Here is a 23,340-nt window from a genome sequence, read left to right as displayed (position 1 = left end):
CTCCTAGGAGCCCATGATGAGCGGCGCCAAGCCGATGAAGGACCCCCTCGACCTGATCGACCTCTCCTCCGTCCTCACGGACGAGGAGCGCGAGATCCAGGCCACCGTCGCCAAGTTCCTCTCCGACCACGTGCGCCCGCATGTCGGCGAGTGGTTCGAGAACGCCCACTTCGCCCGCGAGCTCGCCCCCGAACTCGGCAAGCTGGGCGTGCTCGGCATGCACCTCGAGGGGTATGGCTGTGCCGGGACGAACGCCGTCTCCTACGGGCTGGCCTGTCTGGAACTGGAGGCGGCGGACTCGGGCTTCCGCAGCTTCGTCTCCGTGCAGGGCTCGCTGTCGATGTTCTCCATCTGGAAGTGGGGATCGGAGGAACAGAAGCAGGAGTGGCTGCCCCGCCTCGCCGCCGGTGAGGCCATCGGCTGCTTCGGCCTGACCGAGCCCGACTTCGGCAGCAACCCCTCCGGGATGCGCACCAGGGCCGTCCGGGACGGCGACGACTGGATCCTGAACGGCTCCAAGATGTGGATCACCAACGGCGGCATCGCCGACGTGGCCACCGTCTGGGCGCAGACCGAGGACGGCGTGCGCGGCTTCCTCGTGCCGCGCGGGACGCCCGGCTTCACCACGCAGGACATCAAGCAGAAGATGTCACTGCGCGCGTCCGTCACCTCGGAGCTGTACTTCGACCACGTGCGGCTGCCCGACTCCGCCCGGCTGCCGCACGCCCAGGGCCTGCGCGGACCGCTGTCCTGCCTGAACGAGGCCCGCTTCGGCATCCTGTTCGGAGCCGTCGGCGCGGCCCGCGACTCGCTGCAGGCGGCCCTCGACTACGCCGGCTCCCGCGTGCAGTTCGACAAGCCGATCAGCGCGTTCCAGCTCACCCAGAAGAAGCTCGCCGACATGAGCGTGTCCCTGGGCGGCGCCGCACTGCTCGCCGTGCACCTGGGCCGGCTCAAGGACCAGCACCGCATCCGCCCCGAGCAGATCAGTGTCGGCAAGCTCAACAACGTCCGCGAAGCGCTCGCCATCGCGCGCGAGTGCCGCACCGTCCTCGGCGCCAACGGCATCTCCCTGGAGTACTCGCCGCTGCGCCACGCCAACAACCTGGAGTCGGTGCTCACCTACGAAGGCACCAGCGAGATGCACACCCTGGTCGTCGGCCAGGCCCTCACCGGCCACGCGGCCTACCGCTGACGCGGCCCGGCACCCCGGTTCCGGACGCGGCCGACGGCCTTCCCGCGTCCGGAACCGGATCCCACCCCGTCCGTCGTTTCCCTCTGGTCCCGTCAGGGAGTGAGAATCCATGGCTCCATCGGCCACATCACCGGCACCCCGCCGACCGTCCGCCTCGCACGGCACCACCCCCGAGGACGTCCGCCGCGTGGGCGTCGTCGGAGCCGGACTCATGGGCAGCGGCATCGCGGAGGTCTGCGCACGCGCCGGCCTCGACGTCGTCGTCCGGGAGACGGGTCCCGGGTCCGCGCACGCAGGACGCCGAAGAGTCGTCGCCTCCCTCGACCGCGGTCTGCGCAGCGACAAGCTCACCGAGGCCGACCGCGACGCCGCACTCGGCCGCATCCGCTTCACCACCGACCTCGCGGACCTGGCCGACCGCGATCTCGTGATCGAGGCGGTCGCGGAGGACGAGCGGATCAAGACCGAGGTGTTCGCCACGCTCGACCAGGTCGTCACCCGCCCGAGCGCGATCCTCGCCTCCAACACCTCCTCCATCCCCATCATGAAACTGGGGATGGCCACCGACCGGCCCGGCCAGGTCATCGGCATCCACTTCTTCAACCCCGTGCCGGTCCTCGGCCTCGTGGAACTGGTGCCCTCCCTGCTGACGAGCAGTCAGACAAGGGCCCGTGCCGAGGACTTCGTCACCGGCGTGCTCGGCAAACACGTCATCGGCTCCCAGGACCGGGCCGGATTCGTCGTCAACGCGCTCCTCGTGCCGTACCTGCTCTCCGCCGTCCGCATGCTCGAATCCGGCTTCGCCTCCGCCACCGACATCGACAGTGGCATGGTCCTCGGCTGCGCCCACCCCATGGGCCCCCTGCGGCTGGCCGACCTCATCGGCCTCGACACCCTCAAGGCCATCGCCGACTCCCTGTACGAGGAGTTCAAGGAGCCCCTGCACTCCCCGCCGCCCCTCCTGCTGCGCATGGTCGACGCCGGTCTGCTCGGCAAGAAGACCGGCCGCGGCTTCCACGACTACTCCCGCTGAGCCCTCCGGGTGCGAGCGTCGACAGGGCGCGAGCCGGCCAGGACAACCAGGTCGACCTGCAAGCCCTCCTCCTGCAGAAGAAGCCGTCGCAGGTCGCGCAGTACGACATGCCCCGGCCGGACAGCGCGTCCTCGCCCGGGAGACTGAGCTTGCGGTGCTGCGAGCCGGTCGCCACGATCACGGCCCTCGCCCGGTGGACCGTACCCGCGCTGTCCGTCACGGTCTTGACCGAGCCGGTGAGTTCGACGGCGACGATGTCGTCGGGGACGAGCTCAGCCCCGAAGCGTTCGGCCTGCGCCCGCATGTTCTCCATCAGCTCCGGGCCCATGATGCCGTCGCGGGAGCCGGGGAAGTCTCCACCTCGGTCGTCTGTACCAGCGCGCCGCCGGCCGTGACCGCGCCCTCGAAGACCAGCGGCTTCAGCGAGGCGCGGGCGGTGTGGAGGGCGGCGGTGTATCCGGTGGGGCCGGAGCCGATGACGTTGCGTATGTCCGTCGCCGTGCCGCTCATGCCTGGGGCTCCGGCGCGACCTCCTTGATCAGGCCCTCCACCAGCACCTTGATCTCGTCCCGGATCGGACGCACGGCCTCGACGCCCTGGCCCGCCGGGTCCTGCAGCTGCCAGTCCAGGTACCGCTTGCCCGGGAAGACGGGGCAGGTGTCGCCGCAGCCCATGGTGATGCAGACGTCCGACTCCTTGACCGCGTCCACGGTGAGCATCTTCGGGACCTCGGCGGAGATGTCGATGCCGACCTCGGCCATGGCCTCGACGGCGGCCGGGTTGACGCCCGCGCCCGGGTTGGAGCCGGCGGAGCGGACCTCGACGCGGTCCCCGGCCAGGTGGGTCAGCCACGCGGCGGCCATCTGGGAACGGCCGGCGTTGTGCACGCAGACGAACAGCACGGAGGGCTTGTCGGACATCGGAGGCTCTCTCTTGTCTCACGACGGCATCAGGCGCGGATGACGTCAGCACCCGGTGGTGTCAGTCACCACTGATGTGACGGTATCAGTCCATGATGACGTCAGTCGACACTGACCTGATCCGGGTTCTGGCCGACCCGCTCAGGCTCCAGATCGTGACCCTGCTGGCCAAAGAGACGCTGTGCACCACCCACCTGGTGGAGGAGACCGGTGCCCGGCAGACCAACCTCTCCAACCACCTGAAGGTGCTGCGCGAGGCCGGGGTGGTCGAGACGGAGCCGTGCGGCCGGTACATCTACTACCGGCTCAAGGCGGACGTCATCGCCTCACTCGCCGGCCAGTTCGCCGACCTGGCCGAGTCCGCTCGCACCGCCGCCGAGAACAAGAGGGCCTGCCCATGACCCCCGCCGAAGCCGCCCCGACCGCGGAGTCCGCGCCGGCCACCGCCGAACCCGCCTTCGTCGGGCCCGCACCGGGTGCCACCCCGCCGCGTACCCCCCTGGTTGCCCGGGCCGCCGCCGAACTCATAGGCACGGCGCTGCTCGTGGCGGTCGTGGTCGGCTCCGGCATCCAGGCCACCGACCTGACCAGGGACGTCGGCCTGCAGCTGTTGGCCAACTCCACGGCCACCGTCTTCGGCCTCGGCATCCTGATCCTCCTGCTCGGCCCGGTCTCCGGCGCGCACTTCAACCCGGTCGTCACACTGGCCGAGTGGTGGACCGCCCGCCGCAGTGGCGCCGGGGTCACCTCACGCGAGGTGGCCGTCTACCTGCCCGCGCAGGTCGTGGGCGCGATCGCGGGCGCGATCCTGGCGGACGCGATGTTCGGCGAACCACTGGTGAAGTGGTCCACCCACGACCGCTCCGCCGGCCACCTGCTGCTCGGCGAGGTCGTCGCCACTGCCGGCCTGATCCTGCTGATCTTCGGCCTGGCGCGGGCCAACCGCCTGCAGTTCGCGCCCGTCGCCGTCGCCTCCTACATCGGCGCCGCGTACTGGTTCACCTCGTCCACGTCCTTCGCCAACCCGGCGGTGACGATCGGCCGTGCCTTCACGGACACCTTCGCGGGCATCGCGCCCGGCTCACTCGCGGGGTTCATCGGCATGCAACTCATCGGCGGCGTGGTCGGACTGGCCCTGGTGGCCCTCGTCTTCATGCCCGGACGATCGGCCGAATGAGCCACACAACGCAGGTGGTGGTATAGGCGGCGGCCAGGCCGGGCTCGCCGCCGGTTACCACCTGCGCCGCCTGGGCATCGACTTCGTCATCCTCGACGCCCGGACCACGCCGGGCGGCGCCCGGCAGCACGCCTGGGACTCGCTGCGCCTGTTCTCCCCGGCCGCGTACTCCTCGCTGCCCGGCCGCCTCATGCCACCGCGGACCGGCCGGACCTACCCCGACGCGCAACACGTGGTGCAGTACCTCACCGACTACGAGAAGCGGTACGAGCTGCCCGTCGAGCGCCCCGTACGCGTCCTCGGCGTCCACCGGGCCGGCCGACTTCTGCGCGTGGAAACCGACTCCGGCACCTGGCACGCCCGCTCGGCGATCAGCGCGACGGGCACCCGGTGGCGGCCGTTCCTCCCCGCTGTCCCCGGCCGAGCGGCCTTTGAGGGCCGCCAGTTGCACCGGTGGAGTACCGCGGCCCTGCCGACTTCGCAGGCCGACGCGTGATCGTGGTGGGCGGGGGCAATTCCGGCGCCCAGATCGCCGCCGACCTGGCGTACGACACGGATCTGACCTGGGTGACGCAGCGGTCGCCCCGCTTCCTGGCCGACGACATCGACGGGCGCGCTCTGTTCGACGTGGCCACCGCACGCCGCCGCGCCCTGGACGAGGGGCGCACTCTCCGAGCCCGGCCAGGTCGGCGGCCCGCCCGGCGAGTGCGTCCAGCACCGGCTGGTGCACCGGATCCACCGCGATGTCCAGGCGGACGGCACCGCCGTCGCCTGTGACGTCGAAGGTGAAGAACGAGCAGCAGCCGCCCTCCCGTCCCGCAAGGTCACGCACCCGCTCCTCCACCCCCGAGGCGGCGGACAGCTCCAGCCGGACGCGCTGTACTGCAGGTGTTTCCTGCTCGTGGCCGTAGTCAGGCCGCGGCCGGCGCGATGGTCAGCAGCTTGCCCATGGCGGCCAGCACGGACGGCTCGACGCGGTAATAGACCCAGGTGCCGCGCCGCTCGGAGGTGAGGAGGCCTGCTTCCTTGAGCTTCTTCAGGTGATGGGAGACGGTCGGCTGGGAGACGCCGACGTCGGAGATGTCGCACACGCATGCCTCGCCGCCCTCGTGCGAGGCGACCGCCGAGAACAGCCGCAGCCGCACCGGGTCGCCCAGCGCCTTGAACATCGCCGCCGCCGTTTCGGCCTCCTCGGCGGTGAACGGGCGTTCGGTGAGCGGCGGGCAGCACGGCGCCACAGCTCCAGCGGCGGGTTCCAGCAGCGGCAGCGTCTTGGTATTCGACATGCATCTATGTTGACACATGTCGAACCAGTGCGGCGAGAGTCGGGCCCGCCCGCACCCCGGGGTCGCCCCCCGATCGCTGCCGCCCGAACGTGCCACACGGTCGCTGATTCGATAGATGTCTATGTTGACGCTTGTCGAATCAGGTGCCATGCTGGCCTCGCAAGTCATCGACAAATGTCGAAGCAAAGGGGAATCTCGTGGCCGTGTCCGTCAACAGCGTGCCCACCATCGACCAGTTGCCCGTCGTGGTCGTCGGCGCCGGCCCGATCGGCCTGGCAGCCGCCGCCCACCTCATCGAACGGGGCATCGAACCGCTGGTGCTGGAAGCCGGACCGTCGGCCGGCACCGCCGTCCGCGACTGGGCGCACGTCCGACTGTTCTCCCCCTGGTCCGAGGTCGCCGACCCGGCCGCCGAGAAGCTCCTCGCCCCGACCGGCTGGGTGCGCCCCGACGGGGCGACGTATCCCACGGGTGGTGACTGGGCCGAGAGGTATCTGCAGCCGCTTGCCGACGTGCTGGGCGACACGGTCCGCTATGGCGCGACCGTGACCGGCGTGGCCCGCTCCGGGCGCGACCGCATCGTCGACGCGGGCCGTGACGAACAGCCCTTCACCGTGCACATCCAGGCCGCTGACGGTCGCGAGGAGCGGATCGTCGCCCGCGCTGTCATCGACGCCTCCGGCACGTGGTCCACCCCCGGCCCGCTCGGCGCCAACGGCCTGCCCGCCCTCGGCGAGAAGACCGCCGCCGATCGCATCTCCTACGGCGTCCCCGACCTGAAGGACCCGGCCGTCCGCGCCCGCTACGCGGGCAAGCGCACTGCTGTCGTCGGATCCGGCGCCTCCGCCTTCACCGCGCTCGCCCACCTCGCCGACCTGGCCAAGGAGGAGGACGGGACGCACGCGGTGTGGATCCTGCGCCGGGGGATCACGGGTTCGACGTATGGCGGCGGCGAAGCCGACGAACTCCCTGCCCGCGGCGCCCTCGGCCTGCGCGCCAAGGCGGCCGTCGAGGACGGCCATGCCGGCGCGGTCACCGGATTCCGTACCCAGGCCGTGGAACGTGACGGTGACGGAACCTTGATCCTGGTCGCCGAGGATGGTCGTCGCCTGGACCCGGTCGACGAGGTCATCGTCCTCACCGGCTTCCGCCCCGACCTGTCCTTCCTCTCCGAGATCCGCCTCGGCCTCGACGAGCGCCTGCAGGCCCCGACGGCACTGGCTCCGCTGATCGACCCGAACGTGCACTCCTGCGGCACGGTCTACCCGCACGGCGTGAACGAACTCGCCCACCCGGAGAAGGACATCTACCTGGTCGGTATGAAGTCCTACGGCCGAGCGCCCACGTTCCTCGCGATGACCGGCTACGAGCAGGTCCGTTCCATCGCGGCGGCGATCGCCGGCGACCAGGAGGCCGCCGAGCGCGTCGAACTCACCCTGCCGGAGACCGGTGTATGCGGGGGCGCGGGCCTGTTCGACGACCCCGACGCCGCCCAGGGCGGCGAGGCCGGAGGCTGCTGCGGCGCCCCGGCCACCCTGCAGATCGGCATCGGCGCCCCGGCTCCGTCCGGCGGCTGCTGAACCGCCCACCCCCACCAGGAGGTTTGCCGTGTCCCGTGTACAACTGGCTCTCCGCGTCCCCGCTCTGGATGCGTCCGTAGCCTTCTACAGCAAGCTGTTCGGCACCGAGCCCGCCAGACTCCGCGACGGCTACGCCAACTTCGCCATCACCGAGCCGCCGCTCAAGCTCGTACTGATCGAAGGCGCCGAGGGCGAGGCCACGCGCCTGGACCGCCTCGGAGTCGAAGTCGAATCCACCGAGGCCGTCCACGCCGCCAGCGCCCGCCTCGGCGAGGCCGGCCTCGCCACCGACGTGGAGAACGACAGCACCTGCTGCTACGCCCTCCAGGACAAGGTCTGGGTGCACGGCCCCGGCCAGGAACCCTGGGAGGTCTACGTCGTGAAGGCCGACGCCGACTCCCTGGCCAAGCAGCAGGGCAGCACCTGCTGCGCCGCCAGCCCGGTCGAGGCCGATACAGGCTCGAAGGAACCGGCCGTCGCGGGCTGCTGCTGCTGATCCGCCGATGACCAACCCCCACACCAGCGAGGCCGTGACCGGGACGGGAGACCGGTCACGGCCTCGCGCCGCCCTGCCCGCCCTGTGCGCCACCCAGATCACCAGCTGGGGCATCGTCTACTACGCCTTCCCCGTCCTGGACCCCGAGATCACCGCGGCCGCAGGCTGGTCGGCCACCGCCACCACGGCCGCCTTCTCGGGCGCGCTGCTGGTCTTCGCCCTCACGGGCATCCCCGTCGGGCGCATCCTCGACCGCCGAGGCCCGCGCGCAGTGATGACCACCGGCTCCATCCTGGGCGTCATCGCCGTGCCGGCCATCGCCTGCGCACCCAACCTCGCGGCCTTCACCGCCGCCTGATTACTGGCCGGCGTGGCCATGGCCGCCACCTTCTACCAGCCGGCCTTCGCCGCCCTCACCCGCTGGTGGGGAAGCGACCGCGTCCGTGCCCTCACCGTCGTCACACTCGCCGGCGGCCTGGCCTCCACCGCCTTCGCCCCGCTGACCGCCGCCCTCGCCGAGCACCTGAGCCGGCGCACCACATACGCCGTACTCGCGCTGCTCCTGGCCCTCGTGACCATCCCCGCCCGCGCTCTCACGTTCCTGATCACCATGGGCGACAACCCTGAGCGGCTGAGCACTGTGGCGTCCTTCGCCGCCTTGTGCGGGGTCAGTCCCATCGAGTACTCCTCGGGCCGGCAGAGCTCGCGCCGCGTCAACCATGGCGGCGACCGGCAGGCGAATGCCGCTCTGCCCGTCCCGCTCAGGCGCGGCGCGGAACGGATTTGCTCCTTCTGCTCCCGGCGGCGAGCAGAGCGTAGCCCAGTGCGAAACCGAGCATGGTCCATACGCCGCGGGGCCAGAAGATGTGGCTGTCCGTGAAGGACCAGCCGGCCACCAGGAGAACCACCGTGCCGGGAACAACTCGCACGCCGTGTTTCGGGAAGAGCGCGACCGCCGTGGCCACGACGGCGACGATGAGGGCGTAGGCACCGACTTCCCCCAGCGACTCGCCCGCGTCGTACAGCGGGTACTTGATCGGCCCTATGGTCGCTGTTCCGGCAGCGTGCTCGACGGCGGTTCCCGCCGCGATACCGGCCACCGCGTCAAGACCGGTGTAGAAGGCCGCGTACGTGAACGCACCCGCCCAGGCCACCGCCGTGGCGAAGCCCGCGAGGTCTGGGCGGGGGCGGTGCCACAGAGGGACGAGGAGACCGAGCGTGAGCAGCGGAAAAACCGGCAGCAGCGCGATGTGCAACTGTGTCCAGTCCGCGGCCGTCGCCCTGGACAGGCCATGGGGGTGCGCGGCGCCCGCCGCGGCCAGCACGAGAGGCGCGACAGTGACGAGAGTGATGTTTCGGATGGTCAACACGCAGGGATCGTAGGCGCGTTACGTCACCTGAGACGGCTGCGTAAGGGCTTCGTAAGATCTTCGTGGTGCCGTGTAACGCTGGAAACCGTCCGCCGGGGTGATTCCCTTCCGACGCGACACCGGCCTCGCCGATCTTGCGGCGAGGCCAGAGCAAAGGACCTTCCAGAGCCATGTGGACGGACGGCGTCTCATATCGATGGCTGAGGCCCTGGGGCCGGGTGAGCGGCGGCCCGGTCGGCAGGGTCAGCCGCAGCGGCGCCCTGAGTTGATGCAGGAGACCGCCTGTTTCATGAGCCGGTCGGTCATCACGTTGATGAAGTCGTCGTGGTCCGTGATGGCGTTGTGCCGCTGTCCCTGGAAACCGTCGACGGCGAAGTTCGGCGCCGCAGGGGTCTTGTAGGTGAGCCTCATCGTCAGTTGTGGGATGGCCTTGAAGCCGCTTGCACAGTTGCCGCCCGCGTCGGCGAAGGCGACGTGGCTGCGGTGGTCGGCGCTGTCGATGTTCCTGCCGTCCCAGCAGCTCTGGAAGGCGAAGCTGCGCACCACCTTGCTGCCGCTGGGACAGATCGGGTACTTGTCGGTGAGCTGGACCTTGTTCTCGAAGCCGGTGCAGCTCCAGTGGGCGTTGGCGTTCTTGGTCCCGTTGGTGAACGCCTTGGCGTCACCGGTGATGATCCGAAGGAAGCGTGGCATCGCCACGACCTTGCCGGCAGGGCTGCCCTGATAGGTGATCGTGACCGTCGAGGGCACCAGGATGGCTCCCTTGTTGCCCTCGGCGCCTCCGCCCAGGGCGTTGGCGTCGGGACCCTGACGGGTGGTGTCCCGCAGGACGGGCCAGTAGTACGCGGACTGGTCGCCATTGGTGCAGGAAGTGCCCTGGGCGCTCAGGGACTCGTTGGTCGAGTTGAAGTCCACCTTGCGGTTGCCCACGTAGTCGTGGACGTGGTGGGCGCCGTTGCTGACACCGGGAGCCACGATGTCGTTGTCCGAGTTGTGCTGTCCCTGCCTGTTCACTCCGCATCGGGAGGTGAAGGCTCCGGTCGAGGCGCCGGCCTGCCTGCGGACCTTGCGCACGTTCGGGGCCACCTTCGTGATGTCCACGAAGTCGGCCGCGGTGGGGCCGTCGTTGCTCTGCCCTTCGGTACCGGAGCCGTTTCCTTGCTGTCCGGTGTCGCCCCCCTCGCCCCGGGCGTCGCCGGGGCTCTGGTTCGCGGCCCCGGCCCCGGATGGCTGGGGCGCGGGTGCGTCGAGACCGAGGTTGCAGGCGGCGAGAGCGTCCAGCCCTGTGGGCCTGGCGGCCGACCGCCCGATGGCGATGGCGATCCGGTCGATGGTCGCCTTCCTCTTGTCTGTCAGGGGGCCGAGGATCGCGTTCTGCACAAAGTTCGGGCCCCCTTGCCCACGGGTGTCGACCAGCCGCTGGTTGGCCTCCGCGGTCTGGCGGTCCAGCAGTTGCAGGTTGCGGTCCACCTCGGCCTGTGCCTGCTGTGGGACGGCCGGCAGCTTGCCCTTCACGTCCGGGCAGCTGATCGTCTGGGCTGACCGCGTCGTAGGAGCGGTGGCGGTGACGTCGGACGCGTTGGCGGCGTAGTTCACGGCTATGAGGCCACCGCCCCCTGCCAGCAGCGCCGTGACCGCCAAGATGGCGTTGCGGCGGCTCCGGCCGCGCCTGTGATCTGCTCGCATGAGGACTCCCGATCTGACAACGTGGTTCCTGACCCGGCGGCGACACGTATCACTGGCCGCCCGGATGCCCCAGCCTCACTTGAGTGGTCCGCGCGTGCAGCTGTTCACGTCGCGCGTCATGGACACGTAAGAACTGAGCGGCGCCCGAACTGACCCCGCCCGGCACGAGGAGCTGCGCCGCCTCGGCATCCCCCGCTCGGCGCTGGAAGAAGCCGTGATCCCGTGATCCGGGCCTTACTGCCGTCCTGCGCGGCCTCCGTCGGCTCCAGTACCGCCACGACGTCCTCGACGGCTGCCTCACCGGCACCGGCCTCCGACGCCAGCCACCATGACGACATCACGCATTCAAAGTCATTAGACAGCAGCCATTTGCGCGACAGCCTCCTTGAGAATCAGGTGCCAGAGTTGTCGACGAACCCCACGATATCGAGATATTCGATTTTGGGCGGGACGCCATAAATCCCCGTCACCTTGTCGACGAGCTCCTCCGTGAAGAAGTCGCGGCCCTTCTCCTCGTCATCCCACACGTAGAAGTTCCTTGCCTGAACGCCGTCTTCGTCGAGCATGAAGCTCTTGAAGCGAAGGCCGGCCATGCCTTCGAACGGTCCTCGGAGTTCGCGGGCAATCTTTGCGATAGTTGAACGATCGAACTTGTCGCTCTGGGTGAAAGTCACGAGCACGCCGATCATCGGGCCTCCTGTCGATCGAGTGATGCTAGCGGCGGATCCTAGTACACGCGGCCGGAAATTCTGGCCGTCAGGCCGCGAGTCGGAGGTGTGGCTCGCGGTCGGCGATGCGGGCCAAGGGCGCATCGAGCTTTGCGTACGTGAACGCCCGCTCGAACGGTCGGTCGATTAGGCGGTGCAAGGACACCTGTCTTCCCCCGCGCCCCGGCGGCCGGGCAAAAGCCCTGCCTTCCGAGGGCTTGCTGATCCGGAAGAAGCGGCCTAGCCGATGCACCCCGATATTCCCCCCACACAAGCCGCCAGATGGGGTACGACTCCTCGTCACCCGGCGCCACCGCCGGTTGGTGACGTGCAGAGCCGCAGTTGCCTGCGGGGGCGGGTGGGATGAAAATGTCAGCTTCTCGTTTTGTTCGCCCCGGAGAACTCGGTGGCGGTCCGGCCGCGGCTCGCCTCCCACCCTTGCCGTTCCTGCGGCGGTGAGAAGGCCCCGCACGGTGGAGCGAGGGCGGGGGAGTGGGGTCGCGGTAACGTCGACCCCGGTCTGATCGGGGGCTTTGACCAGAGCGACCCTACGGGCCGGCCGAGTTCACCGTGCGGGGCCGGGAGTGGCGACTTGCGCCTTTCACGCCGCGGCGCCTCATCGCAGACGTCATGAGCAGGACGGCGGATATGCCTTCCCCGCCGAGTTGGCCCCGGCGTGATGCGCCATGGGCTGCTGCATCTGGCGAGGTCTTACGGACCCGTGACGTGATGGGCGCGGTGCTGCCGTGCGGGGTGCTCATGCTCCTAGCGTTCGTGTATGCGAGTACTGGTCACCGGCGGAGCCGGGTTCATCGGGTGTCATGTCGTCGCGGCGCTGTCCGCACGGGGGCACGAGGCAGTCGTGTTCGACCTGCGTGACGGCCTGGACGTGCGTGACGCGGAGGCGGTCGCGGCCGCTCTGCCGGGTGTGGACGCCGTGTGCCATCAGGCGGCGATGGTGGGGCTTGGGAAGGGGTTCGGCGACGCGGTCGAGTACGTGTCGCGCAACGACCTCGGTACCGCGGTGCTGCTTTCCGCCATGGCCGAGGCGGGGGTCGGGCGGTTCGTGCTGGCCGGGTCGATGGTCGTGTACGGCGAGGGCTCGTACCTGTGTGAGCGGCACGGGGAGGTGCGACCAGGCCCTCGGGCCGTGGCCGATCTGGACGCAGGGCGTTTCGAGCCCCGGTGCCCGCGGTGCGAGTCGGCTCTGACGCCGGGGCTGGTCGGCGAGGACGCTCCGGTCGATCCCCGGAACGTGTACGCGACGACCAAGCTGGCCCAGGAGCATCTGGCTTCGGCCTGGGCCCGCTCGACGGGCGGCTCGGCGGTTTCGCTGCGCTACCACAACGTGTACGGGCCGGGCATGCCACGCGACACCCCGTACGCGGGGGTCGCGTCCTTCTTCCGGTCCGCGCTCGCCCGGGGTGAGGCGCCGCGTGTCTTCGAGGACGGCGGTCAGTGGCGGGACTTCGTGCACGTACGGGACGTGGCGGCGGCCAATGTGGCGGCGCTGGAGGCCGAGTCCCCGGCCGGAGCGCTGGCGGCGTACAACACCGGCAGCGGGGAGCCCCACACGGTCGGCGAGATGGCGCGGGCGCTGGCGTCCGCGTACGGCGGACCCGAGCCCGTGGTGACGGCGGAGTACCGCCTGGGGGACGTACGGCACATCACGGCCGACTCGTCGCGGTTGCGGGCCGAGCTGGGCTGGAAGGCAGAGGTCGGGTTCGAGGAGGGTATGCGGGAGTTCGCGAGAGCAGGGCTGCGCGAGCCGTAGCACTCGACCGGTCCTGTCGCGGCGGAGCGGGAGGCGGAAGACGGACGGCGCTCGGCCGACGGACCGGCGGTCGAGCAGCAGCGCGGTCGCCGCCGCGGACGCCGGCTGCCATCGCGATGGCTGGGGTCGACACGGTGGGGGCCGGCAAGGTCGTCGCCTGTACCACTGCCGCCGGCTCCGCGTGCATCGCTGGTGACCGCGACAGTGACGGAGCCGAGGGAGGCGGGCAGCATTCGCACGTCAGATCTCCGTGTCCGGTATTCCGGTGCCACCGCGTGCGGTACAGCCGGTCGAGCACGGGAGGCGCGTGCCGCTCACGCGACCGGACCCCTGCCGACCGCACTTCGGTGCGCTGCTCACTCCCTCGACGTCCGTGTTTCGTAAGGAGCCGAAGTCCCTTACGTGCCTTTTGTCTTCGTAGGGTGAAAGCCGTGACGACTTCTCCTGCAACGCAATCGGAAGCAGAGACGCCCGCGGCGACTGTCGACGTGGTGCTCCCTTGCCTGAACGAGGCCGAGGCCCTGCCCTGGGTCCTCGCCCGTATCCCGCCCACCTGGCGCGCGCTGGTGGTGGACAACGGATCCACGGACGGCTCGCCGGAACTGGCCCGCGACCTCGGCGCGACCGTCGTGCGTGAGACGCGCCGCGGCTTCGGCGCCGCCTGTCACGCCGGGCTGACCGCGGCCACTGCGGACATCGTGTGCTTCTGCGACTGCGACGCCTCCCTCGACCCGTCCCTGCTCGTGCCCTTCGTGCGCGAGGTGTGCGACGGTGAGGCCGACCTGGTCCTCGGGCGGCGCCGTCCGCAGGGCCGGGGCGCCTGGCCCGCGCACGCACGGTTGGGCAACGTGGTGCTGTCGCGGATGCTGCGTCGCCGCACAGGGCTGAGCCTGCACGACCTCGGCCCGCTTCGCGCCGGCCGTCGTGAACAACTGCTCGACCTTGCTCTCACGGACCGCCGCAGCGGCTACCCGCTTCAGATGGTCGTGCGCGCCGCCGACTCCGGCTGGCGTGTCGTCGAGCACGACGTGCCCTACCTGCCGCGCACCGGGGCCTCCAAGGTCACCGGTACCTGGCGCGGAACCTGGCAGGCGGTACGGGACATGAGCAGGGTCCTGGCCGAACCACCGGTGCCCCGGCACGGGGCTGATGCCGACTCATTCGCCATACTCCCAGGAGGAACCGCTCAGTGACCACTCTCCTCGTCATCGCCAAGGAACCGCGACCAGGACGGGTCAAGACCCGGCTCACGCCGCCGTTCACACCTCGAGAGGCGGCGACGCTCGCCGAGGCGGCGCTCGTGGACACCCTGCGTACGGTGGCGGCCACACCCGCCCGGCGCCGCGTGCTGGTACTCGACGGCTCTCCGGGCCCCTGGCTGCCGCCCGGCTTCGACGTCGTCCCGCAGTGCGCGGGAGGTCTGGACGAGCGGCTGGCCGCCGCCTTCGCCGGCTGCGACGGACCCGCGCTGCTCATCGGCATGGACACCCCCCAGGTGACGCCCGCACTGCTCACCGTCGACTTCGCCGACTGCGACGCGTATGTCGGGCCGGCCGAGGACGGCGGCTTCTGGGCGCTGGGTCTCGCCCACCCGGACCCCGAACTGCTGCGCGGGGTGCCGATGTCGACGCCCACGACCGGTGCCGCGCAGCGTGAACGGCTCGCCGTCGCGGGCCTGCGCGTACGCGAACTGCCCCGCCTGCGAGACGTGGACACCGCCGACGACGCGGAGGCGGTCGCGGCGGCTGCGCCAGGGAGCCGCTTCGCCGTCGCACTGGAGCGTCTCGGGGCGGCTGTCGGCCGATGAGCACCGCACATGAGACCACGTCGCCGAGGGCGGTCGCCCTGGATCGCCCCGTGCCTGTCGCGTCCGTCAGCGCCCCGCGCCCTTGGGCTGCCGACCCCTACTCCGAGGCCCTGGTCACTGGCCGGGGACCGCTCTTCCTGCGTCGCGCCGACGGCTGGCTGCTGCCGCTGGAGGTGGAACGCTGGTGTGCCAGGGCCGACGCGGCGGACATGAGTGTTCTGGAGCACTGTGAAGGCGCTGTGCTCGATGTGGGATGCGGTCCGGGGCGGCTCGTCGCCGAACTCGCGGCCCGGGGCCGGCCGACGCTCGGCGTCGACGTGAGCGAAGCCGCAGTCGCCCGCACCGTGCGGCTCGGCGGTCAGGCTCTGCACCGCTCCGTCTTCGAGCCGCTCCCGGCCGAAGGACGCTGGAACACGATCCTCCTCATCGACGGCAACATCGGCATCGGAGGCGACCCGACCGCCCTCCTGCGGCGGATGTCCCAACTCCTCGACGGAAACGGCCTTTTGATCGCCGAGACCGTCCCGGACAGTGAGGTCGACGAACGCCTCACCGTCCACGTCGTGAGCATCACCGCCGGCACGCACGGCACGGCCGGCCCGCCCTTCCCCTGGGCCCGGCTCGGCACACCGGCCCTGCTCCGGCTCGCGACACGCGCCGACTGGCGCCCGGAGCGTCAGTGGACGACCGGCGGACGCTCCTTCGTCGCCCTGCGCAACCGCAGTGACCGCACCAGGAGCATCGCCGCCGAGCCGCCGAACAGCACCGCGGTGATCAAAAGCCAGCGGGACAGGAATGTGTCGCCGGACAGGGTGGTGGCGGAACTGTAGTGGTCCGCCACCTGCCCGCTGATCAGCGGAAACCAGATCAGCAGCAGAAGGCCGGAGAACGCCGCCGGGACGCGCACGAAGACCGTCCACTCCCGGCGGCCGACCACGCCCAGCCCCCGCGCGACGACCCGGTCCGCTCCCGCGTACAGGGGCGACAGCACCAGGTCGTGCACCAGGGCCGCGCCCACGAACCACAGCGCGACAGAGAGCCAGTCGTCCGCGAGCAGTCGCACACCCGCATACCCTGCCAGCGCGAACGAAGAGGCAAGAAGCAGGAGTTGAAGCGGGCTGCCCACACGCGGGCGCATCCCAAGCCGTCGTGTCACACGTCGTCGCATCACAGTTCTCCGAAGGTCATCCGTGCCACCCACTTGGTGTTGAGCACGCCGGGCGCCGCAGGAACGATGATCCGCGCCGGGTAGCCGTGGTCCGCGGTGAGGGGCTCGCCGTTGACGAACAGGGCGAGAAGGGAACGCGGGTCGCGCACCTGGTTGTCGCGCAGGGCCGCCCGCCGGAACGACCCCTGCCGCTGGAGCGACTCCACCAGTACGTCGGGCGCCGCGTCGGTTCCGTACCCGACGAGCGCCGCCAGATCCCGCAGGCGTACGCCCCGCCACCACTGGTCGGAGGTCGACCAGCCTTCCACACACGCGATGGGCAACGCAGCGCCGTACAGCGGGAGTCGCAGCAGCTCTGCCCGGCTCAGCCGGACCGTCCGTCCCTGCCCCTCGATGACCAGCCGCCATGCCTCGTCACTCGTCTCGGTCATGCTGATCCCGCGCGACGCGGCCGTCTTGTTGATCTGGAAGCCGCCGGGGCCCGAACCCGGTTCAGGGCCGCCATGCGGCGCGAGCAGAGCCGTTGCCCGCAGCGGTCCGTCGAAGCTCCGGCCCGCCGTCGTGGCCAGCAGGAGCAGAGAGCCGCCGCCGACGAAGGCGAGGGCGCCGCGGCGCGAGACGGTGGACGGGGCGGGGTTCGGGGAGACGAGCTCGCTCTTCTCGTCGCGCAGGTGGCGCAGATTGCGCACCGCGGCCGGCACCCGCAGCACCGCGTGTGTCACGAACGCCGCGAAGAACACCCAGGCCCCGTAGAAGTGCAGCGGGTAGAAGGAGCCGGGGAAGAGGTAATCGAGCTGGACGTTCAGCACGCCCGTGGTGAACTCGAACAGTGCGCCCCCGACCAGTAGGAGCAGCGAGAGCCGCTCCAGCGCATGCGCGAGGGATCGCACGGGCGGCAGGGTGAACAGCTTCGGCAGGACCGACCACAGCTTTGCCAGCAGCACGGGGATCAGCGTGATGCCCAGGGTGACGTGGACGCCCTGGGTGAGCCGGTAGAGCCAGGGCGGGTCGGTCGGCCAGGCGAAGAGATAGAAGCCGAGCAGGCCCCTGTCCGGGGTCTTGTCGTTCACCGGCGACAGGCCTGGGTTGTAGGCCGCGTACGACACGAGGCCCGTGGTGAAGAGCACCATGATCCCGCCGAGCAGCACGATGCCGAGCACGGAGGTGAACCAGGGGCTGCGCAGCGGGCTGCGCCAGAAACCGGGAGAGGTGGGGAGTAGATGGTCGCGCATGTCCCGACCGTAGGCCGGGACGGGCCGGGGACGGGGCCCGCAACACATGACGAAATGCTGACGTCCAGGCTCACCGGAGCCTCGTCCGGTCCTCCCCGGCCTAGCGTGCCGGTGTGAACCGCGATCTTCTCCGCGACCTGTCCGCGGCCCTGGCCGCAGCGCTGCTTGTCACGACGGCGGCTGTGGTCGGCACCGTCCTTGAGCACCGTTACGGAAACCTTCATGTCAGCTGGCCGCCGCTGTACGGCCATTGGGAGCCACATGTCGGCCCCGGCACCCCCGCAGCGATCACGGTGGCGCTCGTCGTGGTTGCGTACGGGCCGCTCCTCGCCGCCCGGCTGCCCTGGCGCGCCCTGCTGTGTGCTGTCTGGGGCACCGCCATGGCGTGGACGTTCTCGCTCGCCCTGGTCGACGGATGGCAGCGCGGAATCGCCCGGCGGCTCACGACCAAGTACGAGTACCTCCAGGTCATCGACCCGGTCAACCGCTTCCACGACATCCCGGCCGCCCTGCGGGACTTCACCCACCACATCCTGATCCACTCACCCGACGCCTGGCCCGCGCACGTCGCCGGACATCCCCCCGCGGCCACCCTCACCTTCGTCCTCCTCGACCGGATCGGACTCGGAGGCGGGGCCTGGGCGGGCGTCTGGTGCATCACCGCCGGGGCGACGGCGGCGGTGGCGGTCCTCGTCACCGTACGAGCGCTGGCCGGGGAGGCGCTCGCCCGCCGCGCCGCGCCCTTCCTGGTCCTGGCCCCGGCCGCCGTGTGGATGGGCACCTCCGCGGACGGCTACTTCGCGGCGGTCGCCGCCTGGGCCGTCGCGTTCCTCGCTCTCGCCGTCACGGGACACCGGCCACGTCGGACAGGTCTCGCCTCCGGACTCCTCTTCGGCCTCACCGCGTATCTCTCGTACGGGCTGACCCTGTTCGCGGTGATCGCCGCCGTCGTCCTGCTGCTCGGCTCCCGACGACTGCGCCCCCTCCCGTACCTCCTCGCCGGATTCGTCGTCGTCCCGACCGCGTTCACGATCGCGGGCTTCAACTGGTGGGAGGCGTACCACCTGCTGGTCACCCGCTACTACCAAGGAGCCGGCGGTATCCGTCCTTACGGCTACTGGGTGTGGGCGAACCTCGCGTGCACGGCGCTCGTCGTGGGCCCGGCGACGGTGGCCGGACTGCGACGAGCCGGCGCGTCTCCCAACCGCCAGGGCGTTCGCACATGTCTGCGCCGTTCCACGGCCGAACCCCGCCTCACCCTGCTCGTCCTCGCCGCCCTGCTCGCGCTCCTCGCCGCCGACCTCTCCGGCATGAGCAAAGCGGAAACAGAACGCATCTGGCTACCGTTCGCGATGTGGCTGATCCCGGCCTGCGTGTTCCTGACCCGACCCCGCGCCTGGCTCACCGCACAGGCCGCTCTCGCCCTGCTCCTCAACCACCTGCTGCTGACGGGATGGTGACCATGGAGACCCCGCTCGGGCCTCCGCGAAGGAGCGTCACCGGTGGCCGATTCTCCGGACGGATCATTCCGGCGCCCGCCGTCAGCGCCACCCCCTACTGCGCGCACGGCACCGCTCTGGTCTGTGCGAGGGGGAGGCAGGCAGGGGCTCGCGACGCAAACGGGCGTCGAGATCTTACGGAACGCGGACATCGGGACGGCCCTGCCGCACGGCGATGAGGCCGGTGGGAAGCTGGGGGCATGCAGCAGCCGCACGAATCCCAGGACTCCGGACCTGCTCCCCGTGGGCACGGAGGTACGACCCGCGTCCTCGTCGTGGACGACGACCCCACCGTGGCCGAGGTCGTCTCCGGATATCTCGACCGCGCCGGGTACCAGGTGGACGTAGCAGGGGACGGGCACTCCGCGCTCGCGCGGGCCGCCGCGCACCGGCCGGACCTGGTGGTGCTCGACCTGATGCTGCCCGGCATGGACGGCCTGGAAGTGTGCCGCCGGATACGTGCCCGCGGGCCCGTGCCGGTCATCATGCTCACCGCCCGAGGCGACGAGGGCGACCGGATCCTGGGCCTGGAAGTGGGCGCCGACGACTACGTCACGAAGCCCTTCAGCCCCCGTGAGCTGGTCCTGCGGGTCGAGTCGGTACTGCGCCGGACCCGGCCCGCCGTCGCAGCTCACCCCGCGCACGCGGCAGGCGTCACCGTCGACCCGGCAGCCCGCCGCGCCACCAAGAACGGCACCGAGCTCAGCCTCACACTCCGCGAGTTCGACCTCCTTGCCTTCCTCCTGCGTCACCACGGCCGCGCCTACAGCCGCGAAGAGCTGATGCGCGAGGTGTGGGGCTGGGACTTCGGCGACCTGTCCACCGTCACCGTCCATGTGCGCCGGCTGCGGAGCAAGGTGGAGGACGACCCGGCCCGGCCCCGGCTGATCCAGACGGTGTGGGGAGTGGGCTACCGCTTCGATGCCACGCCCTGCGAGGAGGCGGTCTGACCATGCGCGACACCCTCCTCATCGCCCTCTTCGCCTTCCTCGGCGCCGCCTTGGCCGGGCTGCTCGGGGCGGGTGTGCTGTGGCTGATCCGGCGACGCTCGCTGACCGCGTCCCTCGCCGTGGTAGCCGCTGTGGCCGTGACCGCCATGCTCGCGGGGACGCTGGCCGTGGCGAGGGCGATGTTCCTGTCCTCGCACGACCTGACCGTCGTCACCCTGGTGGTCGCGATGGCGGCGGTCGTCTCCCTGGCCACCGCGCTGCTGCTGGGCCGCTGGGTCGTCGCCCGCAGCCGGGCGCTCACCGCCGCCGCCCGTTCTTTCGGTGACGGCGGCCACTTCTCGGCTCCAAACGGCCCGGTGACCGCCGAACTCGCCGCACTCAGCAAGGAGTTGGCCGCCACCAGTGCGAAGCTGGCCGAGTCCCGCGATCGCGAGCGCGCCCTGGAGGCATCGAGACGGGAGCTGGTCGCGTGGATCTCGCACGACCTGCGCACGCCCCTCGCCGGGCTGCGCGCCATGTCCGAGGCCCTGGAGGACGGCGTGGCCGCCGACCCCCACCGCTACCATCGACAGATGCGCACGGAGGTCGAACGCCTCAACGGCATGGTGGGCGACCTGTTCGAGCTCTCCCGCATCCACGCCGGGGCGCTCGCCCTGTCCCCCTCCCGTATGTCGGTGTACGACCTTGTGGGCGACGCACTCGCGGGAGCGGACGCCCTCGCCCGCGAGTGCGGGGTGTGGCTGGTCGGCGACCGCGTCGAGCCGGTGCCGGTCGAGGTGGACGGCAAGGAGATGAGCCGAGTGCTGGGCAATCTGCTGGTCAACGCGATCCGCCGGACACCCGCCGACGGTACCGTCGCGGTCACCGCCGAGCGCTTCTCCGACGGAGTCGTCCTGTCCGTCACCGACGGATGCGGCGGCATCCCCGAGGAGGACCTGCCGCGGGTCTTCGACACCGGTTGGCGCGGTACCCATGCCCGTACTCCTCCGGCCGGTGCGGGCCTCGGCCTGGCCATCGTCCGGGGCATCGTGGAGGCCCACCGGGGCCAGGCCGCCGTGCGCAACGTCCCCGGCGGCTGCCGCTTCGAAGTGACGCTTCCCCTGGCCGAGGCGTGATCACGCCCCGGTTGGTCACCGTAATGCCGTAGGCGTGGAGGCATGAGGGCACCACCGTGACGGTCGTCCGCTTTCTGCGCTGCTGCTCGGTCAGGGCTGTGGGATGCTGCCCATCTCGGCGGTGAAGATTACGGGGTCGCTGTCGAACCCTCGGAGCATCGCGTGGAACTCCCACGTTCCGGAGGCGTCCCTGGTGAACTCCGCGATCGTCGCGGCGGTGTAGCCGGAGAGCTCTGCGAAGCTGTCCTTCAGCAGCTCACGGTACCCCTCGACAACCAGAACTCCGGCGTTCGACAGGTCACCGAAGGTTTTGGGGCCGCTGTTCTGGTGGATCGCCACACCGACCACCACGCGCGTGAAGGAGGAAGCGAGGCGGTCGAGCTCCAGGGTCATCGCTTCCACGTAGCCGAAGCCTTGCCCGGTCTGACTGTGCCGGCTCATGTTGATGGTGCCGTCCGGTGAGCGGCTGTCGAAGTGGACGACGTACACCGGCTGCCCGAAGGGGGCGTCCGCCGAGTAGGTGGCGGCGATGATGTCGAGATGATGGGGCGGCTGATCCCAGGGACTCGGGTCCCATTTGAGCCGTACCTCGGCCTTCCCCACGCCGTGGCTGTCGCTGCTCACCGAATTGCTGCCTCTCTTTCAAGCCATCACACGATGGCACCTACATGAGCAAGTATGGCTGCAGGTCACTCTGTTGAAGCCTCCTTCGGCGCAACGGACTCCAGCACGGATCCTCCCGTTTCGGACGAGGTCCTCCAGGGCGTGGACGCGCACGGTTCATGTCGCTGCTGTGCCGACGGCCTCGACCAGCCACGGCTGACTCACCGGCCGCGGCACGAGCAGCGCCCGGCCGTTTCCCGCGCACTCCATGGTGACGCGGTGCGTCACCGCCGGGAAGGACCGGATCTCCGCCAGGTCGAGCGTCAGGGGCGTGTCAACCCTGCCGGTCACGGTCAACCGCCATGTCGAGGAGTCGGCCGCGGGGATGTCGTAGTGGACCAGCACATAGTGCAGCCCGGCGGGAGTGACGTCGTAGCGCAGTGCCTCCAGCGGCAGGCCGTGGTTGCGGGTCGCGAGTGCGAGCTTCTGCGCGGTGACGTCCTCGCCCGGTTCTGCCAGGCGTCCCGGGGTGCTGACGTCGCCGATGCGTCCGTCCATCTCCCCATCGTGCGCACATGGCGGGTACCCGGCGTTTCTCCATCACGGCCCGGGGCGTATGGGGCGCCTGAGATCTGAAGTGCCTGGACCGCGATGGCGGGGAGGGCCGTCACAGGTCCTTGGCCGGCCAGTCCAGCAGCCGGGCGCCGATCACGGCCGTCTGCAGCATGTACCGGTGGGCCGGGTCGCCGGGGTCCGCTCCGGTGAGCTGGTGGATGCGTTCCAGGCGGTAGGTGAAGGCGCGCACGCTCAGGGAGAGGCGCCGGGCGGCCTCGGCGGCGACGCAGCCGCAGTCGAAGTAGGCGGTGAGGGTGTCCAAAAAAGGTTGGGCGCCGCCGCGGGCGGTGGTGAGCGGGCCGAGGGTGTCGAGGACGAGTTCGGCCATGGCCTGCCGGTCGCGGGTCAGGACCGGGTAGACGAGCAGGTCGGCGGCGCGTAGGACCGGATCCTCCAGCTCCAGGCGCGTGGCGAGTTCCAGGGCGTTGAGCGCCTCCTCGTACGAGTGGACGACGCCGCCGGGGCCGGGTTGCGGGCGGCCGATGGCGACCTGGCCTCCGTCGGTGGCGGCGTGGGCCTGCTTGGCGAAGTGGGCGAGCACCTCGTCCTGGTGGCCGGGCGCGATGCACAGCAGTCGGCCGTCCTTGGTGGTGAGCAGGATGCTGCGGTCGCCGAAACGGGAGATGAGCGCGCGTTCCACCTGCCGGGGTACCGGGTCGCCCTCCTCGTAGGCGACCGGGCCCTCGGCGACGGCGACCGCGTGAGCGTGGGACAGCCGCAGACCGAAACGTTCCGCGCGTTCGGCGAGGCGCCCGAGGTCGCTGCGGCCGTAGAGCAGGTCGTCGATGAACTCCCGGCGGGCCGCCTCCTCCTGGCGCACGGCATGGCGCTGGGCTCCCTCGTATCCCTCGGCGAAGGCGTCTATGACCTGCTGTACGGCGGCCAGTGCGCCGGCGGCCGAGCCGGGGGAGGCCGGCCATGCCGTGCGGGCGGCGTTCAGGTGGGCGCTGACCAGGGCCCGCAGTCCGTACCCTGCCTCCGCGGCCTGTTCCCCGAGGGCTCCCCGGGAGGTGATCTCCTCCCGGGTCAGGCGTCGGCCGGTGGCCGAGACCTCGGCCAGGATCTCGGCATACCCGTGCAGATAGTGCTCGGGAATCTCCCGCTCCGCCACATCGCCCCCGCAATCT

At 70.6% G+C, this 23,340-nt stretch carries 22 protein-coding genes and 5 pseudogenes; 17 read left to right on the top strand and 10 right to left on the bottom strand.

The genetic code is table 11. From position 1 onward, the window contains the following. The first annotated feature begins 16 nt into the window (after nucleotides 1–16). Both U5640_RS07100 and U5640_RS07095 read left to right on the top strand, forming a co-directional pair. Nucleotides 17–1,195 carry an acyl-CoA dehydrogenase family protein gene (locus U5640_RS07100; protein WP_340374932.1) on the top strand — a complete coding sequence of 393 codons (1,179 nt, stop codon included), beginning with the start codon at nucleotides 17–19 and terminating at the stop codon, nucleotides 1,193–1,195. 109 nt (nucleotides 1,196–1,304) lie between these two features. After that, nucleotides 1,305–2,228 carry a 3-hydroxybutyryl-CoA dehydrogenase gene (locus U5640_RS07095; RefSeq protein WP_340374931.1) on the top strand — a complete coding sequence of 308 codons (924 nt, stop codon included), beginning with the start codon at nucleotides 1,305–1,307 and terminating at the stop codon, nucleotides 2,226–2,228. Nucleotides 2,229–2,304: 76 nt separating this feature from the next. Here U5640_RS07095 and U5640_RS07090 read toward each other — a convergent pair. Then, a pseudogene (locus U5640_RS07090) lies at nucleotides 2,305–2,738 on the bottom strand (FAD-dependent oxidoreductase); the annotation flags it as partial. Then, nucleotides 2,735–3,148 carry an arsenate reductase ArsC gene (locus U5640_RS07085; RefSeq protein ID WP_340374930.1) on the bottom strand — a complete coding sequence of 138 codons (414 nt, stop codon included), beginning with the start codon at nucleotides 3,146–3,148 and terminating at the stop codon, nucleotides 2,735–2,737. The pseudogene U5640_RS07090 and the gene U5640_RS07085, both read right to left, overlap by 4 nt. Nucleotides 3,149–3,240: 92 nt before the next feature. Between U5640_RS07085 and U5640_RS07080 the strand changes: the two genes are divergently transcribed. The 3 genes and pseudogenes from U5640_RS07080 to U5640_RS07070 all read left to right on the top strand — a co-directional run. Further along, nucleotides 3,241–3,549, top strand: coding sequence for a metalloregulator ArsR/SmtB family transcription factor (locus U5640_RS07080; protein ID WP_340374929.1), 309 nt, complete (start codon nucleotides 3,241–3,243; stop codon nucleotides 3,547–3,549). Beyond that, nucleotides 3,546–4,325 (top strand): MIP/aquaporin family protein, encoded by a 780-nt coding sequence (locus U5640_RS07075; protein WP_340374928.1) that lies wholly within the window; start codon nucleotides 3,546–3,548, stop codon nucleotides 4,323–4,325. Before U5640_RS07080 ends, U5640_RS07075 begins: the two co-directional genes overlap by 4 nt. Nucleotides 4,326–4,347: 22 nt before the next feature. Beyond that, a pseudogene (locus U5640_RS07070) lies at nucleotides 4,348–4,994 on the top strand (NAD(P)-binding domain-containing protein); the annotation flags it as partial. 242 nt (nucleotides 4,995–5,236) lie between these two features. Here the strand turns inward: U5640_RS07070 and U5640_RS07065 are convergent. Then, nucleotides 5,237–5,611: a metalloregulator ArsR/SmtB family transcription factor gene (locus U5640_RS07065; protein ID WP_340374927.1), complete on the bottom strand. Its 375-nt coding sequence runs from the start codon at nucleotides 5,609–5,611 to the stop codon at nucleotides 5,237–5,239. A 197-nt stretch (nucleotides 5,612–5,808) separates the two neighbouring features. Between U5640_RS07065 and U5640_RS07060 the strand changes: the two genes are divergently transcribed. The 4 genes and pseudogenes from U5640_RS07060 to U5640_RS07045 all read left to right on the top strand — a co-directional run. Further along, nucleotides 5,809–7,191 carry an NAD(P)-binding domain-containing protein gene (locus tag U5640_RS07060; RefSeq protein ID WP_340374926.1) on the top strand — a complete coding sequence of 461 codons (1,383 nt, stop codon included), beginning with the start codon at nucleotides 5,809–5,811 and terminating at the stop codon, nucleotides 7,189–7,191. A gap of 28 nt (nucleotides 7,192–7,219) precedes the next feature. Beyond that, nucleotides 7,220–7,687: an ArsI/CadI family heavy metal resistance metalloenzyme gene (locus tag U5640_RS07055; protein ID WP_340374925.1), complete on the top strand. Its 468-nt coding sequence runs from the start codon at nucleotides 7,220–7,222 to the stop codon at nucleotides 7,685–7,687. A gap of 7 nt (nucleotides 7,688–7,694) precedes the next feature. Further along, nucleotides 7,695–8,045, top strand: a complete 351-nt coding sequence (locus tag U5640_RS07050) for an MFS transporter (protein ID WP_340374924.1) — start codon at nucleotides 7,695–7,697, stop codon at nucleotides 8,043–8,045. Between the two features lie 201 nt (nucleotides 8,046–8,246). Continuing rightward, nucleotides 8,247–8,438 (top strand): annotated as a pseudogene (locus U5640_RS07045) (transposase); the annotation flags it as partial. Nucleotides 8,439–8,448: 10 nt separating this feature from the next. On the opposite strand, the gene U5640_RS07040 reads toward U5640_RS07045, so the two are convergent. Together U5640_RS07040 and U5640_RS07035 are read right to left on the bottom strand one after the other, a co-directional pair. Further along, entirely contained in the window at nucleotides 8,449–9,057 is a 609-nt protein-coding gene (locus U5640_RS07040) for a hypothetical protein (protein ID WP_340374923.1), read from the bottom strand. Nucleotides 9,058–9,300: 243 nt separating this feature from the next. Then, the gene (locus U5640_RS07035) at nucleotides 9,301–10,743 is read right to left on the bottom strand and encodes a DUF1996 domain-containing protein (protein ID WP_340374922.1); all 1,443 of its coding nucleotides are present in this window, start codon (nucleotides 10,741–10,743) and stop codon (nucleotides 9,301–9,303) included. Nucleotides 10,744–10,976: 233 nt separating this feature from the next. Between U5640_RS07035 and U5640_RS07030 the strand changes: the two are divergent. Next, a pseudogene (locus tag U5640_RS07030) lies at nucleotides 10,977–11,075 on the top strand (DDE endonuclease); the annotation flags it as partial. Nucleotides 11,076–11,135: 60 nt separating this feature from the next. Here the strand turns inward: U5640_RS07030 and U5640_RS07025 are convergent. Beyond that, nucleotides 11,136–11,432 carry a hypothetical protein gene (locus tag U5640_RS07025; RefSeq protein WP_340374921.1) on the bottom strand — a complete coding sequence of 99 codons (297 nt, stop codon included), beginning with the start codon at nucleotides 11,430–11,432 and terminating at the stop codon, nucleotides 11,136–11,138. Between the two features lie 796 nt (nucleotides 11,433–12,228). On the opposite strand from U5640_RS07025, the gene U5640_RS07020 reads away from it, so the two are divergent. From U5640_RS07020 to U5640_RS07005, 4 genes are all read left to right on the top strand, one after another. Next, entirely contained in the window at nucleotides 12,229–13,224 is a 996-nt protein-coding gene (locus U5640_RS07020) for an NAD-dependent epimerase/dehydratase family protein (RefSeq protein ID WP_340374920.1), read from the top strand. Between the two features lie 422 nt (nucleotides 13,225–13,646). Then, nucleotides 13,647–14,417, top strand: a complete 771-nt coding sequence (locus tag U5640_RS07015; protein WP_340374919.1) for a glycosyltransferase family 2 protein — start codon at nucleotides 13,647–13,649, stop codon at nucleotides 14,415–14,417. Next, the gene (locus U5640_RS07010) at nucleotides 14,414–15,031 is read left to right on the top strand and encodes a DUF2064 domain-containing protein (RefSeq protein WP_340374918.1); all 618 of its coding nucleotides are present in this window, start codon (nucleotides 14,414–14,416) and stop codon (nucleotides 15,029–15,031) included. The genes U5640_RS07015 and U5640_RS07010 overlap by 4 nt, the downstream gene beginning before the upstream one ends. Next, a complete protein-coding gene (locus U5640_RS07005; protein ID WP_340374917.1) occupies nucleotides 15,028–15,861 on the top strand; it encodes a methyltransferase domain-containing protein in 834 nt (277 codons plus the stop codon). Before U5640_RS07010 ends, U5640_RS07005 begins: the two co-directional genes overlap by 4 nt. 337 nt (nucleotides 15,862–16,198) lie before the next feature. Here the strand turns inward: U5640_RS07005 and U5640_RS07000 are convergent, their stop codons facing one another. Further along, nucleotides 16,199–17,431 carry a molybdopterin-dependent oxidoreductase gene (locus U5640_RS07000; protein ID WP_340374916.1) on the bottom strand — a complete coding sequence of 411 codons (1,233 nt, stop codon included), beginning with the start codon at nucleotides 17,429–17,431 and terminating at the stop codon, nucleotides 16,199–16,201. Nucleotides 17,432–17,544: 113 nt separating this feature from the next. Between U5640_RS07000 and U5640_RS06995 the strand changes: the two genes are divergently transcribed. The 3 genes from U5640_RS06995 (at nucleotide 17,545) to U5640_RS06985 (ending at nucleotide 20,995) form a co-directional block, all read left to right on the top strand. Continuing rightward, nucleotides 17,545–18,891, top strand: a complete 1,347-nt coding sequence (locus tag U5640_RS06995) for a hypothetical protein (RefSeq protein ID WP_340374915.1) — start codon at nucleotides 17,545–17,547, stop codon at nucleotides 18,889–18,891. A gap of 239 nt (nucleotides 18,892–19,130) precedes the next feature. Beyond that, complete coding sequence (locus U5640_RS06990) at nucleotides 19,131–19,880, top strand: response regulator transcription factor (protein WP_340374914.1); 750 nt, start codon at nucleotides 19,131–19,133, stop codon at nucleotides 19,878–19,880. A 2-nt stretch (nucleotides 19,881–19,882) separates the two neighbouring features. Next, entirely contained in the window at nucleotides 19,883–20,995 is a 1,113-nt protein-coding gene (locus tag U5640_RS06985; RefSeq protein WP_340374913.1) for a HAMP domain-containing sensor histidine kinase, read from the top strand. A 90-nt stretch (nucleotides 20,996–21,085) separates the two neighbouring features. Here U5640_RS06985 and U5640_RS06980 read toward each other — a convergent pair whose 3' ends face one another. The 3 genes and pseudogenes from U5640_RS06980 to U5640_RS06970 form a co-directional block, all read right to left on the bottom strand. Next, nucleotides 21,086–21,619, bottom strand: a complete 534-nt coding sequence (locus U5640_RS06980) for a TerD family protein (RefSeq protein WP_340374912.1) — start codon at nucleotides 21,617–21,619, stop codon at nucleotides 21,086–21,088. Nucleotides 21,620–21,784: 165 nt separating this feature from the next. Beyond that, a pseudogene (locus tag U5640_RS06975) lies at nucleotides 21,785–22,156 on the bottom strand (molybdopterin-dependent oxidoreductase); the annotation flags it as partial. 109 nt (nucleotides 22,157–22,265) lie between these two features. Continuing rightward, nucleotides 22,266–23,324, bottom strand: a complete 1,059-nt coding sequence (locus U5640_RS06970) for a helix-turn-helix domain-containing protein (protein WP_340374911.1) — start codon at nucleotides 23,322–23,324, stop codon at nucleotides 22,266–22,268. Nucleotides 23,325–23,340: the final 16 nt, after the last annotated feature.

The organism is Streptomyces sp. SS7, from assembly GCF_037993025.1.
Taxonomy (GTDB): domain Bacteria; phylum Actinomycetota; class Actinomycetes; order Streptomycetales; family Streptomycetaceae; genus Streptomyces.
Note: the sequence above shows the minus strand (reverse complement) of the source record. Positions and strands in the feature narration are given on the sequence as shown.